The 16136-nt window shown below is 71.1% G+C and carries 16 protein-coding genes and 2 pseudogenes; 10 read left to right on the forward strand and 8 right to left on the reverse strand.

The annotated features are described in order from the left end of the window. Window positions 1-167: 167 nt before the first annotated feature. Window positions 168-368: a hypothetical protein gene (locus GLX30_RS06815; protein ID WP_159684833.1), complete on the forward strand. Its 201-nt coding sequence runs from the start codon at window positions 168-170 to the stop codon at window positions 366-368. 109 nt (window positions 369-477) lie between these two features. Here GLX30_RS06815 and GLX30_RS06820 read toward each other — a convergent pair whose 3' ends face one another. Beyond that, window positions 478-693: a DUF1737 domain-containing protein gene (locus tag GLX30_RS06820; RefSeq protein WP_159684836.1), complete on the reverse strand. Its 216-nt coding sequence runs from the start codon at window positions 691-693 to the stop codon at window positions 478-480. 13 nt (window positions 694-706) lie between these two features. Continuing rightward, window positions 707-2128, reverse strand: a complete 1422-nt coding sequence (locus tag GLX30_RS06825) for an amidase (protein ID WP_159684839.1) — start codon at window positions 2126-2128, stop codon at window positions 707-709. Window positions 2129-2301: 173 nt separating this feature from the next. Here GLX30_RS06825 and GLX30_RS06830 point away from each other — a divergent pair, with 173 nt between their 5' ends. Then, the gene (locus GLX30_RS06830; RefSeq protein WP_159684842.1) at window positions 2302-2682 is read left to right on the forward strand and encodes a hypothetical protein; all 381 of its coding nucleotides are present in this window, start codon (window positions 2302-2304) and stop codon (window positions 2680-2682) included. Between the two features lie 236 nt (window positions 2683-2918). Continuing rightward, entirely contained in the window at window positions 2919-3353 is a 435-nt protein-coding gene (locus GLX30_RS06835; protein WP_159684845.1) for a glutaredoxin domain-containing protein, read from the forward strand. Between the two features lie 178 nt (window positions 3354-3531). Here the strand turns inward: GLX30_RS06835 and GLX30_RS06840 are convergent. The 3 genes and pseudogenes from GLX30_RS06840 to GLX30_RS06850 all read right to left on the reverse strand — a co-directional run bounded on the left by GLX30_RS06840 (window position 3532) and on the right by GLX30_RS06850 (window position 7160). Beyond that, window positions 3532-5318, reverse strand: a pseudogene (locus GLX30_RS06840) (choline/carnitine O-acyltransferase). A gap of 40 nt (window positions 5319-5358) precedes the next feature. Next, a complete protein-coding gene (locus GLX30_RS06845; protein WP_159684848.1) occupies window positions 5359-6192 on the reverse strand; it encodes a class I SAM-dependent methyltransferase in 834 nt (277 codons plus the stop codon). A gap of 98 nt (window positions 6193-6290) precedes the next feature. Then, complete coding sequence (locus tag GLX30_RS06850; protein WP_159684851.1) at window positions 6291-7160, reverse strand: arpA protein; 870 nt, start codon at window positions 7158-7160, stop codon at window positions 6291-6293. A gap of 528 nt (window positions 7161-7688) precedes the next feature. Between GLX30_RS06850 and GLX30_RS35865 the strand changes: the two are divergent. Together GLX30_RS35865 and GLX30_RS35870 are read left to right on the forward strand one after the other, a co-directional pair. Then, window positions 7689-7799 (forward strand): annotated as a pseudogene (locus GLX30_RS35865) (oxidoreductase); the annotation flags it as partial. A gap of 118 nt (window positions 7800-7917) precedes the next feature. Further along, on the forward strand, window positions 7918-8133 hold the full coding sequence (locus tag GLX30_RS35870) for a hypothetical protein (RefSeq protein ID WP_279632630.1): 216 nt from the start codon (window positions 7918-7920) through the stop codon (window positions 8131-8133). Between the two features lie 38 nt (window positions 8134-8171). On the opposite strand, the gene GLX30_RS06860 is transcribed toward GLX30_RS35870, so the two are convergent. Continuing rightward, the gene (locus GLX30_RS06860) at window positions 8172-8540 is read right to left on the reverse strand and encodes a hypothetical protein (RefSeq protein ID WP_159684853.1); all 369 of its coding nucleotides are present in this window, start codon (window positions 8538-8540) and stop codon (window positions 8172-8174) included. Between the two features lie 188 nt (window positions 8541-8728). Between GLX30_RS06860 and GLX30_RS06865 the strand changes: the two genes are divergently transcribed. Together GLX30_RS06865 and GLX30_RS06870 are read left to right on the forward strand one after the other, a co-directional pair. After that, window positions 8729-9547 carry an LLM class flavin-dependent oxidoreductase gene (locus GLX30_RS06865; RefSeq protein WP_159684856.1) on the forward strand — a complete coding sequence of 273 codons (819 nt, stop codon included), beginning with the start codon at window positions 8729-8731 and terminating at the stop codon, window positions 9545-9547. Further along, on the forward strand, window positions 9544-9975 hold the full coding sequence (locus tag GLX30_RS06870) for a nucleoside deaminase (RefSeq protein WP_159684859.1): 432 nt from the start codon (window positions 9544-9546) through the stop codon (window positions 9973-9975). Before GLX30_RS06865 ends, GLX30_RS06870 begins: the two co-directional genes overlap by 4 nt. A gap of 209 nt (window positions 9976-10184) precedes the next feature. On the opposite strand, the gene GLX30_RS06875 is transcribed toward GLX30_RS06870, so the two are convergent. Next, window positions 10185-10829 (reverse strand): hypothetical protein, encoded by a 645-nt coding sequence (locus GLX30_RS06875; protein WP_159684862.1) that lies wholly within the window; start codon window positions 10827-10829, stop codon window positions 10185-10187. A gap of 377 nt (window positions 10830-11206) precedes the next feature. After that, window positions 11207-12151: a helix-turn-helix domain-containing protein gene (locus GLX30_RS06885; protein WP_159684868.1), complete on the reverse strand. Its 945-nt coding sequence runs from the start codon at window positions 12149-12151 to the stop codon at window positions 11207-11209. 99 nt (window positions 12152-12250) lie between these two features. Here GLX30_RS06885 and GLX30_RS06890 point away from each other — a divergent pair, with 99 nt between their 5' ends. From GLX30_RS06890 to GLX30_RS06900, 3 genes are all read left to right on the forward strand, one after another. Beyond that, a complete protein-coding gene (locus GLX30_RS06890) occupies window positions 12251-13330 on the forward strand; it encodes a saccharopine dehydrogenase NADP-binding domain-containing protein (protein ID WP_159684871.1) in 1080 nt (359 codons plus the stop codon). Window positions 13331-13429: 99 nt separating this feature from the next. Further along, window positions 13430-14755, forward strand: coding sequence for an MFS transporter (locus tag GLX30_RS06895; protein ID WP_244258040.1), 1326 nt, complete (start codon window positions 13430-13432; stop codon window positions 14753-14755). 229 nt (window positions 14756-14984) lie between these two features. Beyond that, window positions 14985-16100, forward strand: a complete 1116-nt coding sequence (locus GLX30_RS06900) for an AI-2E family transporter (protein ID WP_159684874.1) — start codon at window positions 14985-14987, stop codon at window positions 16098-16100. The last annotated feature ends 36 nt before the right edge of the window (window positions 16101-16136 follow it).

The following is a 16136-nucleotide window of genomic DNA, read 5'->3' on the forward strand; positions in this document are numbered from 1 at the left end:
TGCCAACTCTGTTGCTGCGACCGCCTTTTGGGCTACGGTCATACCGCTGTCACGCCGTCGAGACGACACCGAGGGCCTCCTAGCCAGAAGCCTGCCGACGTTCCTCTCGCACGCCGTGTGCAGTCATCACGGACTGGGCAAACGGACGTTAGGAGAGTGCTCTCACCATGCACTTCACAAGCTCATCGATCGGGCTGCTGGCCGGCGTGACCATCTCGCTGGCCTACTTCGTACTCGTCGGCTATCTGGCGAGGTCACTGCGCACCACCCACCGGCTGCCGGTCGTCATCGGGGCGATCTCGGGCATGCTGGGGGCACTGCCCGCGATCCTGTACTCGATGCAGTACGTGCTCGACGTGACCGCCTGACGGTCACCCGGCCCCACGGCCACGGCGTCACCCGGCCAACCGCACTGCGGAACTCCGGGCCGGGGAGCGGGGCTGCGGCACCTGGGGGCGCCGCAGCCTTCCCACTGCCTCAGCCGCGCTCGTTCCCGGTCCCGGTGAGGCCGTGCCGTGTCGGCCAGAGAAGTGCCTGAGCGACCACGACCCGCTCGCCGTCGAAGGTGACGGCGGGGCCTTCGTGCAGTCGGTAGCCCTGGCCGAGCGCCTCGCTCACGCGTCGGCAGAACGCCTCGTCGTCGGGGCCGGTCAGCACGCGGTACACGGGCAGCCCGTCGGGTGGTGTGCTCATGGGGCCAAGGATCTCAGAGGTCCTGGATACGCCGGAAGGGAGCGCCGGCCTCCAGCGCGTACGCGACCTCCAGCAGCATTCGCTCGTCTCCGGGGCGGCCGGAGAACATGACACCGATGGGCAGCCCGTCCTCCGTCGCGCTCGTGGCGGGTACCGAGATCGACGGCGTTCCGACGACGTTGTTGACCGGTGTGAACGCGACGTACGCCAGGATCCGTTCGATCAGCGTCGGGTACGGAACGCCCGGGCTGAGGTGACCGATCGGCGGCGTGGTGTGGGCGAGCACCGGGGAGAGGACGAGGTCGAGCCCGCGGAACGCCGCCGCGTACGCCTCCCGCGTGCGCTTCAGCCGCCGCAGCACTCCGGGCGTGCGCAGCCAGTCCTTCACGTACGCCTCGCGCAGTCCCCGGCTGAGGCCGTCCATGCGGCGCCGGTCGAAGTCCGCGCCGAGCGTCCGGCCCGTGACGCCGATCAGGAACGACAACAGGCCCCAGTAGGCGAGGAAGTCCTCGGTGAAGCGGGGGTCAAGCGCCAGCTCCACCGGTTCCACGGTGTGCCCGAGCCCTTCGAGCGTCGCCGCCGTCTCCGTGACGGCGGCCCGGGTGGCGGCGTCGGATCGCACCCCGTTGGGCGAGTCGAGCAGCAGACCGATGCGGAGCCGCCGCCGAGAGGGGCCCTCGACCAGGCCGAGCGGGGGCAGTTTCGGGTTGCGCCAGTGCGTCTCGGCGGCGGCAAGGAATGCGGCGGTGTCCCGCACGGACCGGCTCAGGACGCCGTCGGTGACGATGTCGAGCGGCAGTTGACGGCCCTGCGCGTTCGCCACGACCCGGCCACGGGTCGGCTTCAGCCCGACGAGGCCGCAGCAGGCGGCGGGGATCCGGATCGAGCCGCCGCCGTCGTTGGCGTGCGCGACCGGCACCGCGCCGGCCGCGACGAGCGCCGCGCTGCCGCCCGACGAACCGCCCGCCGAGTGGGCGGTGTGCCACGGGTTGCGGACGGGCTCGGCGTCCTCGTACTCCGTGGTCGGGCTGAACCCGAACTCGGGCAGCCGGGTCTTGCCGAGCACCGTGACACCGGTGCTCAGGAGCTGCCGCGTGAACGGCGCGTGCCGGCGGGCGCCCTTCGGCACGAACGCGGCGCTGCCGTGACCGGTGGGCAGCCCCAGGTAGTCGGTGTTGTCCTTGACGAAGGTCGGCACCCCGGCGAACACCCCGCCCGCGCCCACGCCTGCGCCGCGCGCCGGTACGTCGAGCCGCACCTGAACGGCGTTGAGCCGCGCCTCCACGGCGCTGACCCGCGCCGCCGCGTCCCGGGCGACCTCCTCGACGCCGACCTCACGCCGCCGGATCGCCTCTGCGAGCCCGACGGCGTCGTGCTCACCGAGGGCGTCGTCGCAGAAGGCGTGCACCGTGGTCTGTTTCCCGGAAGTCGTCACCGCTGGCTCCGCCCATGAACGCGTGGATGGTTGCCGGCCATCATCGCTTACCGGCGAGTAACACGCGAGGGTTCCAGGGCCGCGATCTCGGGAATCCGTGCGGCGCGAACTCTCTTGCTGCGCAGAGTCGGCGCGCCCGGCAGCCACCCTCTCGTATCGGCCAGACCGACACGATGAGACGAATCCTCCTTGTTCTCGCTGCCGTTGGCGCGGTCCTCCTCTCGGGATGCTCCGACGACGACGCCTCGGCAGGCCCCCCGACGGCCACCGCGTCGCCCGGCCCCACCGCCACCGACCTGGCCGCGCGCTACCGAAAGGCCGGCGGAGACGCCGCCGTCCGAGGCATCGACCACACGCGGCGGGCGGACGGTGCCGCGCTGCTGACGGTGTGGACCGACAAGGACGACGGTTACGTGCCCTTCGAAACATTCGCCGACGCGCTGAGTGCCTTCCTCTCCGGCGAGGACGTCCGCCTCGACCGCGGTTACGTCCTCACGGTCTACGGCGCTGACGGCTCGCTCATGCACAAGTACGACACGGCCCCGGGCCCTTAGGGTCTTTCGTTTGGATCAGGCCGGATCAGGGAGCGGGGTCTGGTGCGTGCGATCGCAAGGCGGAGGAGGGAGGCATGGCGGAGCCATGCCGACCGACGACAACGCGGCGAGCGTGCGTGCCAGGGCCCGCGAGCCCGGCATGATCCAAACGAGAGGCCCTAGCCCGATGACAGGCCGGGGCGGCGCCGCCCGGCCGGGTGCGGGGAGCGTCGCGGCCCTCGGTAGCCTGCGTCGTCATGAAGCGCCCCTGGATCCTGCCGACGCTGTTCGTGCTCTGCGGCTCAGCCGTCGCGACCGGGATGTTCCTCAAGGGGAGCCCCGGCGAGGCCGTGGTGCTCCTGCTGGTGTTCGGGTTGCTGGCAGCTGTGAACTCGCCGCTGATCTTCCCGAGGTCGATCGGTGCGCTGGAGGCACAACGCCTCAGCGCGGTCGACGGCCGGCCGGTCGTCTTCTGGCGGCCGGGCTGCACGTACTGCCTGCGACTGCGCATCCGGTTGGGCCGCAACGCCCGCCGGCTGCACTGGGTCGACATCTGGCGCGACCCGGCGGGAGCGGCAGCGGTGCGGGCGGCCGACGACGGCAACGAGACCGTACCGACCGTCCTCGTGGCGGGCCGGCCGCACGTGAACCCGGACCCTGCGTGGGTGCGCGAGCAACTCCCGCCTTCTTGACGGCGCGCCGCCGCGGTATCCACGGTGCCGGTGTGCACCGGCAAGTGGGTGGCGGTAGTGGGGCGGTTCCCAAGCGCCGGTCATGGCGCGTGAGCCGGTCGCGGGTCGGGCCGCAGACGCCGGGCTGCCACCCCGACGCGGGATACTGCATCCCGACGCGGGGTGGCAGCCCGGCCGGTCAGTCGGCCAGCAGTTCCCGAAGTTCGCCGACCGCCTCCCGGAGGCGGTCCGCGAACGTCCGCATCTGGTCGGCCACCCCAGCGGTGTGCTCAGGTAGAGGTTGAACCGCTCCGGCAGCAGCACGTACGCGACGCCGATGCACCGGTCACTCGTGGCCCCGAAGCCGAAGTACTGGATGTTGGCGGACGGTGCGGAGCTGGTGCTCAGGTAGTCGTCCCGCATCGTCAGCCAGCCCGGAGTGCGGTACAGCGCGGGCTGCTCGGTCACTCCCAGCTCGGCCCCGCGCCGTCGCTGGATCAGTTCCAGTTCCCACAGGTGCTGCTCGGGTGCCTCTCCCAGCCGGCATTCCTTCGCGCGCGTCACATGCTTCTGGGCGGCGGCCCGGAACGCGGTGCGCCGGGTGGCGGCGTCGGCTGCCGGATCGGTCATGGCCGCGACGAACTCGTGCATCTCGGGGGTGACGACGCGCATCGCCTCGGTCCGCCCGTGCCGGTACTGGCGGGTGGCGATCGACTCGTACGTAGCGCCCAGGTGTCCCTTGGCGCGCTGGTGGGCGAGCTGGTAGGCGACCTGGACGAACGCGTCCGGCGAGACGCCCAGGGCCTTGGCCGCGCTGCTGCCGAAGTCGTCGAAGGACACGATGCGGGTGGCGGTGGCGGCTCCGTACGCCGCGAACGCGTCGGCGGCCGAGCGCACTTGGGCCCGCAAGGCGTCGTCGAGTTCGAAGACGAGGGGCTCCAGTGCCGGCAGCCCCTGGGAGCGTGCGCCGGACCGGCGGGAGTGCTCCTCGGCCGAGGTCGTCAGCAGGGCGTCGGTGAAGCTGAGGATGGTGGTGCCGTCCAGCTCGCAGTGCTCCACGTTGATGCCCGCGCGGCCGTCGGCGAAGACGATGAAGGACACCGCCTTGTCGAACCAGCGGTTGCCGCGGTCGCCGTACAGCAGCTGGTCGCAAGCCTCCTGGGTGTCCGCGGGGGCGAAGTCCTCCAGGCAGACGCAGAACAGGGCGGTCTCGACGTCGTCGAGCGCGTCCGCGTTGCGGGGGTGGCAGGCGAGCAGGGACTCGCGGGCTGCCGCCCACTCAGCGCGAGCCATGGTGGTGAGGTGGCCCACCGAGGAGTCCGCGGCGGCCGGTTCGGCGCCGGCCTTCATCACCGCGTGCAGGCCTGCCTCGAGGTCTTCAAGGCTGTGCGGGACGCCGTCCGCGCCGAGCACGTCCAGGCGGAACATGCCTCCCCGGAAGAACACCACGATGTGCCGGGCCCGGGACGGGCCCGGCCACTGGTCGGTGTAGGGGCTGCGCACGGTGTCCTGTTCCGCGCCGGGAATACGCGTCGCGGAGAACAGATACTTGTTCTGCTCCATCGACTGGGGCTCCCCGCGCTGCATCACCGGAGGGATGAGCTCCCGGTCGAGCTGCCGCTTGTAGTCGACGGCCCCGGCGATGAGCCCGGCAGCGCGCTCCACCTGTGGCCGGCCGGTATCCTTGAACAGGAAGAAGAAGTTGGCGTTGAGCGCGATCCGGTCCCGGCGGCCCAGGTAGCGGTACGGCCAGAAGGTGTCGAGCCAGCTGTGTACGCCCTCCGCCGCGTCGTACTCCTCCAGCGCCGCGTGCAGCACCCGGCCCGGGCCGTCCGGCCGGAGGAAGGCTGCCACCTCGGCCTCCGTCGCCGCCAGTTCGTCGGCGGTCAGCAGCGGCTCGCACCAGGCGAGGAACCTCTCACAGCTCGCCTCGAGTGTGGGCAGCGGCACGCGCGGCAGACCGGCCTCCTGGGAGAAGGTCGTCATGGCAGTCACGTCCTGACTGGTGTTCAATTCCGCTCTCGATTCAGTTCGTTGGGCCGGTGGCTTCCCCGTCGGCGGGCCGGGAGAGGTAAAGCTGTGCGTACAGCCAGCCTTCCGCCTCCAGGCCCCGCACATTCACCCCGACGGCCGACATCCTGTCCAGCACGAGCGCCTGCTCCTCAGAAGAGGCGAACCTGCGCTGTCTGAAGAACCCTTCGGCACGGACGGTCCGGTAGCCCAGCTCGGCCAGCGCGTGCTCGACGGGGTCGAACGGGAACATCCGCAGGACGAAGTGCGCCATCCAGGGCCGGCGGGTGCCCTGTGCCTGGACGACTCGGGTGAGCGTGCGCTCCGTGACGTAGCCGAGGCAGCCCGTCGAGATCACCAGGTCCGTCCCGGCGAACTGGGCGCGCTGCCGCGGCGTGGGGTCGCGCTCCTCCAGGTCGGCGTGGACCGCGTCGTCCAGGAACTCGGCGTCGAGCGCGTAGGACAGCGCGCTGCCGGAGGTGTCCAGGCCGACGAAGCGGACGGGCTGCGCGGGGCGGCGCGACCGGGCCAGCTCCCGGTCGTGGGCCAGCAGGGCTTCGCGGCTCTCTCCCGCGCGCTCCTGGCCGGCGTAGCGCGCGTACAGCTCGTCCATCGTCGCGTCGTACTTCAGCAGGGCGGCGTTGATTCCGTAGGAACAGCCGATGTCCAGCACCTTGGGGACCGCGACACGTTGCGAGTCGCGGTATTCCTTGATGAGTTTGGCGAAGTAGGGCTTGGCCTGCTGGGGAATGCGGTAGCCGAGCGGGTTCAGCGCGCTGAAATAGCTGCGCGGATCGGGCTGGGTGTAGATGTGGTCGAGAGAGACTTTCCCGGTGGCGTCGAATCGCACAGGGCCTACTCCTCCATTGATCGCTTGGTGCGGATCGCGCAGCGGGGGCTCGCGCAGCGCCGGATCGCGCAGCGGGCATCGCGGAGCGGGGGATACCGCTAGTCCAGCAGCAGGTCGCCCCGCACGGCCCGGCCCTCGGCCGCCAGATGCTCGGGCAGTACTCGGCCGAAGAGCTGCTGGGTCCGTGCCACGCTCCCGATGACGCCCGGGTGCTCGCTGTAGGCGAATATCGCGGAGTGGCGGGCGACCTCGCCGCGCACGGGGCTCACCCGGTGCAGCGAGTAGCGACCCTTGAAGAGCTGCAGGTCACCGGGTTGCAGGGGCAGGCTCCGAATCAGCCGCTCGCCACAACCGTCCAATACGTCCCGGACGTCGTCGAAGCGCTCGTCGTGCGCGGACCTGATGTTCGGGCAGTACTCGAAGTCGCCGCCGGCCTGTGCCTGCTGAGTGAGCATGCTGACGGTGAACTCATTGGTGTCGAAGTGCCAGGGGTGCTCCATGCCGGGAGCGACGACATTGAGAACCAGCCCGGAGAGCGGGTCCGCCAGCTCGTGGAGCTGCGGCAGCCCGAAGCAGCGGGCGATGAAGTCCTGGAACACCGGGTGGGAGTAGAGCCTGCTGATGAGGGAACTCTGGGGGACGCGGTCGCGCGCGACGAAGGCGTTGCCCCGCTGGAAGGTGCGCCGACCGGGGTGGTCCTCGTGCAGCGCCGAATCCACCGAGATGTTGTAGACGTTGACGGTTTCGACGTCGTAGTGGGCCCGAGGGGCGATGGCCGAGCACTCCTGCCGCAGGACTTCGCGGAGCGACGGACGGATGAAGTCCGGCAGCACGGTGCAGCCGAGAGTCCGCAACTCGAGCCGGGCGCGGGAGACCACGGCCTGTGCCTCGGCGCTCCCGGGTTCCGACAGGGGATAGCGAGCCGTGTCGACCACCTGGTCGAGCGTTGCGGTTTCCAAGGTTCTCAATCGATCCTCTCCACATGCGGGCAGACCGTCCCGGGCGGAACGCTCCCGGCGCGGCTCCTCATCAACTCCTCTGAGACACGGGAGCGTTGAAGCTTGCGCCGAAGCTGCCACAGAGCCGCCCTCGTTGTCTGTGACACGTCACACGAAGCCGGGGCGGCATACTCGGGGCCGCACCTGGTAAGCCACTGGATTCATGGGACGGATGCGGGTTCTGCTGTTGGACGCGGCTCCTAGGGAGCGCCTGCTCGGGCACGGAGCGGCCGTCACGCTGAACCTCCGGCGGGTGGCCGACCGGGCGAGCGCACGGGCCGCGTGGACGGACCGGGTGGAGTTCCGACTTCGACGCCTTCGACGAGTCGGTGCTGATCGCCGAGACCGTCCGCGACGGGCTTGACGGTGACGCCGTGGCGGGCGGCGGCGGCCAGGTCGACGTGGTCGGTGCCCGCCCCGCCCCGGCCCGACCGATCACCCGGAGCCGGGATCGGCCGGATCGGCCAGGCGCTGGCGAAGCGGGCGGCCGCCCTCGGCATGACCGTCCACGGTCTCTCCCGCCGCCCGGCAGCGGCGGCGGTGCCCCGAGCCGAGTCCCTCCGCACCCTGCTGGCCGGCAGCGACGTGATCTCCCTGCACCTCCCGCTCACCCCGCAGACCCGTGGAATGATCGGCCAGGCGGAACTGGCGCTGATGCGGCCCGGTTCGATCCCTGCTGAACGCCTCCCGGGGCGGAATCGTCGACGAGCAGGCCCTGGCGGACGCGCTGCGCGACCCGGCGCACCCCCTGGCGGGCGCCGCCGCCGACACCTTCGCCCACGAGCACGCCGCTTTCAGCTCGCCGTTGTTCGGCCTGTCCAACGCCCTGCTCACCCCGCACATCGCCGGGATGACCCGGCGCGCGATGGCCGAGCCGCCCTCCGCTGCGCCGACCACATCGCAGCGCTGCTCACCGGCCGCCCGGAAGGCGTCCCCGTGGTGACGCCGTAACGTAGGCGGTTGCCGGTGACGCCATTGCGGTCACCGCCGTATCGGCTGGTCCAGCAAGCCGGCGAGCTCCGCGTCGGTGGCCGGTCTGAGGGTCGACAGGATGCGGTTGACGGCGTCGCTCGGCCTCACCTGCGACGCCTCGTCGAAGATGACCACGTCGAAGTGGTAGTCGGCGGGCAGGAGCCGGCTGACGCTGAGCGGGCTGAACATCTGGCCGGAGCGCTGCCGCAGTCGGCACAGGGCGCTGTTCAGTGCTGTTTGCGTGGTCTTCCGGGTGACCGGTCCCGCCCGGTCGCCGACTGCCGCACCGGCGTCGCGGCCGTACGGGACCCCGTCGCCGTGGACATCGTCGTCATCGAGGTGCCCCGGCACGCAGGAGTCGACCTGCACGATATGCATTTGTTGTGAAGATCGATCGAAACAGCGCGGATCGGGCGCCTCTTCGAAGGCCGTCCGCAGGCCGTCCGGTCGACGTCATCGAGGTTCGCGGCCATGGCGCGAATCTACCGGGAAATCACCGGTAGATCGCCGCTGCGACGGGGAAGAGTTCGTTCCGTGTTCCTGGTTCGCCGGGATAGCCTCCGGTCATGCAACTGGGCGTCAACGTACCCAACTTCGGACCAGGAACGGATCCCGGCGTGCTGCGCGAGTGGGCACGGATCACCGAGGGGCTCGGCTTCGACCTCCTCATGATGTCGGACCACGTGGCCGTCACCCCGGACGTGGCCGAGCAGTACCCGGAGCCGTTCTACGAACCGTTCACCACCCTGTCCTGGCTGGCCGGTGTCACCACCGGACTACGCCTCGGCACGACCGTGCTCGTCATGCCCTACCGGCATCCGCTGCTGCTCGCCCGTATGGCAGCCAACCTCGACCTGCTCAGCGGCGGGCGGCTCGTGCTCGGCGTCGGCGTCGGCTGGGCACGTCAGGAGTTCGACGCGCTCGGCGTGCCGTTCACCGAACGCGGCAGGCTCACCGACGAGTACCTGGCGGCCCTGAGGAACGCCTGGCGCGAGGAAGCCGACGGCCCCACCACATCGGTACCCATCTGGGTCGGCGGCAACAGCGAGGCCGCCGTGCGGCGCGCCGTCAGGTTCGGCGACGCCTGGCATCCCCTGAGAAACACGATGCCCTGGCTGCGCTCGGCCGTGGCGAACCGCTCGCTGCCGGGATTCACGCCTCGCATCGCACTGCGGCTGACCACGACGCCGGTCGACGACCCTGACCGGCTCGCCGGCGTCGGAACCATCGAGCAGGTCCTGGAAGATCTCGACGAGTTGCGCCGGCTCGGCGCCGACACCGTCGTGCTCGACCCATACGACGGAGATCCGGAGGAGACCCGCCGGCCCCATGTGGCCTGGCAGGCGCTCACGGCCGTGGCCACACACTGGAGGACACCATCATGATCTCCCCCGCCGACGCTGTGCACCTGCGGCGGTCCATCGCCCTGGCGGCCCACGCCGTCACGCTGGGCGACGCGCCGTACGGCTCCCTGCTGGTCGGCCCGGACGGCGCGACTCTCGCCGAGGCGCACAACACGGTGCGGCGCGACAACGACATCAGCGCCCACCCGGAACTGAAGCTCGCCCGCTGGGCGGCCCGCGAACTCGATCAGGAGACGACCGCACGCACCACCCTGTACACCAGTTGTCAGCCCTGCGGGATGTGCGCCGGCGGCATCGTCCGCTCCGGTCTGGGGCGCGTCGTCTACGCGCTCTCCACCGAGCAGCTCATCGAGCTCAACCCGGCCGGCGCCTGGCCGACGGTCACCGAACTCGGTCCGGCCCTGTTCGACGAGGCCCGCGTCCCCATCGACGACTACTACCGGTCGTGACCCCGTCAGCACGCGTACCGCGCAAGCTGTGGGCGGCTGCGCGACCAACTCCTGCTTGGGCGTACATCGTCGAGGCACGCACGTCCCAGACAGTCGCACGTTCCCGTGCAAGCAACGCGCAGCTGGTCGTCTCGGCGGGGAGGAAGGGGAATCCGACCGCGGCGCAGGCGGGCTGAGCCCCAGTACCCCGCCCGCGCCGCCGCAACCGCTCAGTCGTCACCCGGACGGGGTGGCGGCGCCCCTGCCCCACGCTGCGCCTGCACCCGCCGCCGCGCGTCCAGCGCCCATTCCTCGACCCCGTCGCGCAGCTCGTGCAGGCCCTCGTCGAACCGCCGCCACGCCGGAGTGGGGTCCCCTGCTGGAAACGCGCCCGCGTAGTCGTCGAAGTCCTCCAGGAGCCGGCCGGCCAGACGGGACAGCCGTTCCGCGTCCGTCACTTCGGGATCGTCCGCGGACAGGCGCAGAGCGGAGTGGCGCAACAACAGGTTCTGGTACTGCTCCCGCGCATGAGTGAGCCCCTCCCCCACCGCGCTCCCACGTCCGAGCCCTTCCTCGAAGTACCGAGGCCCCGCGACCGCCAGGTGGACGAGCGCCATGCGCACGTTCTCGATGCCGTTCAGGAACTGCGCGTACGCATCCCGCCGCGCCTGCCACAGCGCGTCCTCGCGATGCCCGTCCAACTGGAGCCGCACACCGGCCAACGCTGCCTCGACCTGGGCCCTCCCAGCCTCGCGCGCTGCATCGAGTGCGGCCTTGTTCGCACGGCGGCCTGTGTGCAGGGCCGCCAGCGCCATGACGAGCGTTGCCCCGACGCCGATGCCCGCGGCCCAAACGGCCGCTTCCCCCTGATCCATGGCGGGATTGTGGCACCAACTGCCGCGCATCCGGCCGGAGAACTGGGCGATCACGCAAGAACTGCTCGGCCCGCATCGGGCAGGGCTGCACCCGGGGTGTGCACCCGTGCAGCCGCCCATGATGTCGAATTCGGCTCGAGGCGCGTCCCGACCGGCCAACGACGGCAACGAGACCGTGCCGACTGTCTTCGTGGCGGGACGGCCTCATGTCAACCCCGACCCTCGGTGGGTGCGCGACCAGCTCTCCCGCTCCGTGTGATCGGGAGCGGCGCCGTTCGGCAAAGGCGGTTCCAGGCCCGCGGGCGCGTCAGCCGGTTCGTCGCGGGAGGGGGCCCGCCCGGCCGGCCGGGCGCCGCTCGAGCGGGCACCCCGGGCTGTCAGCAGGGCCGTGAGCGGAAGGTGCGGCGGTAGGTGTCCGGGGGCACGCCGACCGTGCGGTTGAAGTGCCGGCGCAGCGTCGTGGCGGTGCCCATGCCCGTGGCGGCCGCGACGGCATCGACACTGTCGTCGGTCTTCTCCAGCAGTTCCTGGGCGTGCCGGATCCGCTGGGTCAGCAGCCATTGCAGAGGGGTGGTGCCGGTCGCCGCCCTGAAGTGGCGGGCAAGGTGGCGTGAGCTCATCCGTGCCTGACGGGCCAGATCCTCCACGGTCAGCGGCTGGTCGAGCCGTTCGACGATCCAGGGAAGCAGGGCGGCGAGCGGATGGTCGTCCTGGGCAGGCACCGGGGTGGTGACGAACTGGGCCTGACCGCCGGCCCGGTGCGGCGGTACGACCAGGCGGCGGGCGACGGCGTTGGCGATCGACGAGCCGTGGTCGAGGCGCACGACGTGCAGGCACAGGTCCAGCGCGGCGGCCTTGCCTGCGGAGGTGAGCACGCTCCCGTTGTCCACGTAGAGCACGTCCGGGTCGACCTCCACCCGGGGGTGACGGGCGGCCAGAGCCTCGGTGTGTGCCCAGTGCGTGGTCGCGCGCTTCCCGTCCAGCAGGCCGGCCGCGGCCAGTACGAACACGCCCGTGCAGAGGGAGATCACGCGCGCGCCCGCCTCGTGGGCCGCGCGCACGGCGTCGACAAGGTCGGCGGGCGGCTCCTCGTCGACGTCCGCCCAGCCGGGAACGATCACGGTGTCGGCGTACTGGAGCCGGTCGAGCCCGGAGTCGGGTGCCAGCATGAATCGGCCGACCGGCACGGCGACCGGTCCGCAGACGATGACGTCGTACCAGGGAACCGTCACGCCGGCCGGGGCGGCGGCGAACACCTCGTGCGCCAACGACAGTTCGAAGTGCAGCATTCCGTCGGTGACGGCAAGCGCGACAGTAGGCATGTCGGGAATTGTACGGGTCATGTCGTTCCAGACACTCACGATCGGTCGTCCCTGCCCGCCAGGATGTACTCAGTGGATCACTCGAGCACAGGAGAATCGATGGGATCGGGACAGTTGGTCACGGTGTACGGCGCCTACGGGCACACCGGGCGGTTCGTGGTGGCGGAGCTGCGGAGGCGCGGGTTCGTCCCCGTACTCTCCGGCCGCGACGCCGGCAAGCTCCAGGCACTGGTGGCGTCCTGTCCCGGCCTCGAGGCCCGGCCGGCGTCCGTCGACGATCCGGCGGCGCTCGACCGCGCGCTGACCGGAGCGACAGCGGTGATCAACTGTGCCGGACCCTTCGCCACGACAGCCGCGCCCGTGATCGAGGCGGCGCTGCGGGCCGGGATCCCGTACGTGGACGTGGCGGCCGAGATCGAGGCCAACGTCGACACGTTCGCGCACTTCGCGGACCCTGCCCGCGCCGCGGGAGCTGTGATCGTCCCCGCGATGGCCTTCTTCGGCGCCCTCGGCGACCTGCTGGCCACCGCGGCGATGGGCGAGTGGACGGCGGCCGACGAGGCGCACATCGCGTACGGACTGAACAGTTGGCAGCCCACCGGCGGGACGCGGGCCGCCGGCGCGGTCTCCCGGCAGCGGCGGGGCGGCGCACGCGTCGTCTACAGGAACGGGCGGCTGGACCACCGCCACGACGAGGCGCAGACCCTCAAGTGGCCCTTCCCCGACCCCCTGGGCTCACGGGAGGTCATCGGGGAGTTCACGATGGCCGACGTCGTCACCGTCCCCAGCCATCTGTCCGTCCCCGAAGTGCGCACCTACATGACGGTCGAGGCGGCCCGGGACCTGTCCGCCCCGGACACGCCGGCCCCCACCGCGGTCGACGAGGACGGGCGGTCCGCGCAGACCTTCCTGGTCGACGTCGTCGTGCGCTCCGGCGGCACCGAGCGGCGGGCCGTGGCGACGGGCCAGGACATCTATGCCGTCACCGCGCCGCTCGCGGTGGAAGCGGTCGACCGCATCCTCACGGGCCGGACCAGGACGGTCGGCGTCGCCTCGGCCGGCGAGATCTTCGACGCGTCCGACTTCCTCCGCGCGATGTCCCCACACCTCACCGTCGAGCTGCCGTCCGCAGCGGTCGGGCCGGTGGGCAGGCACCTCGACGCCGTCGAAGGGCGGTAGAAGCAGGGCCGGTGTGCGTGCACGCCTGCCGGTGGATGTCGTGCGACGCACCCCGCGGAAACACGCGTACGAGTGCCCCGCGTCGGGGAGACCGTGACCATGGCCACGATCCCCCCACGAAAGACTCCCCCGCAAGAGACGGCCCCCGCCCCGGTGATCGCCACGGCCCCCGCCGGACACCCCGTACGGCAATTGCTCGCGGCCTCCGTCGGCAACGCGGTGGAGTGGTACGACTGGTACGCGTACACCTTCCTCGCCACCTACATCGCCGATCAGGTCTTCCCAAGGAGCTCCGGCAACTCGCTCGTGCCGCTGCTGTCGACGTTCGCCGTCTTCGCCGTCGGGTTCTTCATGCGCCCCGTGGGCGGGCTGATCATGGGCGCCGTGGCCGACCGGCACGGCCGGCGCGCCGCGCTCACGGTCACCATCCTCCTCATGGGCGGCAGCAGCCTGCTGGTCGGCCTGACACCGACGTACGCCGCCGCCGGGATCCTCGCGCCCGTGGTGCTGGTGGTGGCGCGGCTGCTGCAAGGCCTGTCCGTCGGCGGCGAGTTCGCCGCGTCGACCACGTTCCTGGTGGAGTCGGCGGGCCCGGGGCGGCGCGGGCTGTTCTCGTCGTTCCAGTACGTCTCCACGTCGATCGGGCAGCTGGCGGCGTCCGGTGTCGCCGCCCTGCTGGTGAGCGCGCTGGCGCAGGGTCAGATGGACGGGTGGGGCTGGCGCGTGCCGTTCGTGATCGGCGCGCTGCTCAGCCTTGTGGGCTTCTGGATCAGGCGCAGCGCGCACGAGACGCGCAGCACCGAGCAGCAACAGGGCCCACGCCCCGGCCTGTTCGACGCACTGCGGCACCATCCGCGCGAGTCGCTGCTGATCTGCGGCATCACGGCCGGCGGCACGATCGCGTACTACACGTGGACGTCGTACCTGCCGACGTACGCGGAGCTCACCACGGACATCGACAAGGCGGACGCCCTGCTCGCCGGGACGCTGTCACTGGCGTTCTTCACTGTCCTCCAGCCGGTCGGCGGGCTGCTGTCCGACCGCTTCGGCCGCAAGCCGTCGCTGCTGTTCTTCGGGGTCGGCTTCGCGGTGCTGAGCGTGCCGCTGCTGCGGGCGGTGAACGGCTCGTTCCTGTCGCTGCTGCTCGTGCAGTGTGCGGGCATGGTGCTGCTGACCGGCTTCACGTCGATCTCGGCGGCCGTGAACGCGGAGGTGTTCCCGGCGCGCGTACGGGCGGCCGGCATCGGCTTCCCGTACTCCCTGACGGTCGCCGTCTTCGGCGGCACCGCCCCGTACATCGGCACGCTCTTCAAGGACCTGGACCGTCCGGGCCTGTTCCCCTGGTACGTCGCGGCGCTGTGCCTCGTCTCGTCCGCGGTGTATCTGCGGCTGCCGGAGAGCGCGCACAAGCAACTGGAGCGGTGAGCACGCGGGCCGTGGTTCCTCGCCGGGTCGCTGTGACGCGGCCCGGCTCAAGCGCCCTGTCGAAGGATTCCGGTGCCGTGTACGGCGAAGGTGGCGTCACCGGTGGGGCACGAGTCCCGGCGCCAGGTGCCCGTATCCGTGGGCGTCGTGGAGGGCCGATACGCACCCGCAGTCCCTCCGGAACAGCCGCGATGACGAGCCACGAAGGGAGTGCTAATAGGGTGATCCCATGTCTGTCACGTTGAGTTCCACGAGAACCCGCGCCGCGCTCAGGGCATCGGCGCGCATCTCCGCCGAGTTGCTGCTCGTCCTCGTGGCGACCGCGGTGGCCCTGTGGGTTCTGGGCCGGATGTGGTCGGTCGTCTGGCCGCTCATCGTCGGCCTGCTCCTCACGACGCTCACGTGGCCCTTGACCCGTTTCCTTCGGCGGCTCGGCTGGCCTCCCGCCCTGGCCGCGTCAACGGTGACCGTGCTGTTCCTCGCGGTCGCCGCAGGCGTCGTGGCACTGATCGCGGTGCCGGTGGCGTCGCAGTCCGGCGAGCTGAGCGACGGCGTGGTCGAAGGCATCCAGAAGCTGCGCGAGTGGGCCGCCGGGCCGCCGCTGAACATCGGCGACGCCCAGATCAACCAGGCCTTCGACAGCGCGGTCGCCCGCGCCCAGGACGGCGTCGGCAGCATGGTCTCCGCCGTGGTCACGGGAGTGGGCACCGTGGTCAACGGCGTGGTCACGGCCGTCCTGGCGCTCTTCCTGATGTTCTTCTTCCTCAAGGACGGCCCGCGTTTCCTGCCCTGGCTCGCGCGTCAGTTGCCCGGCCGGCTCGCCACCGACGTCCCGACCGTGGCGGAGCGCGGCTGGGAGACCCTGGGCTCGTTCGTACGTTCCCAGGCGGCCGTCGGTCTGCTCGACGCCGTGCTGATCGGCTTGGGCCTGTGGGTGCTCGGGGTGCCGCTGGTGCTCCCGCTCGCGGTGCTGACGTTCGTCTCCGCGTTCGTGCCGATCATCGGCGCCCTGTTCGCCGGTTTCGTCGCGGTGCTCATCGCGCTCGTCTCCAACGGCCTGACGGACGCGCTGATCGTGCTGGCCGTCATCGTGGTGGTGCAGCAGCTCGAGGGCAACGTCTTCCAGCCCATGATCCAGAGCCGCGGGCTCGGGCTCCACGCGGCCGTGATCCTGCTGGCGGTGACGTTGGGCGGCAGCCTGGCCGGCATCGTGGGCAGTCTGCTCGCCGTACCGGTCGCGGCGCTGATCGCGGTCGTCTGGAACTACCTGCGCGAGCAGCTGAGCGAGCCGCCCCAGGAGCCGGAGACCGACGAGCCGCACACCGCTGCCGCCGTCCCGTCATAACAGCCACGCCCGAAGGGGCTGTTACGACGGGCTGCG

Source organism: Streptomyces sp. Tu 2975, from assembly GCF_009832925.1.
Taxonomy (GTDB): domain Bacteria; phylum Actinomycetota; class Actinomycetes; order Streptomycetales; family Streptomycetaceae; genus Streptomyces.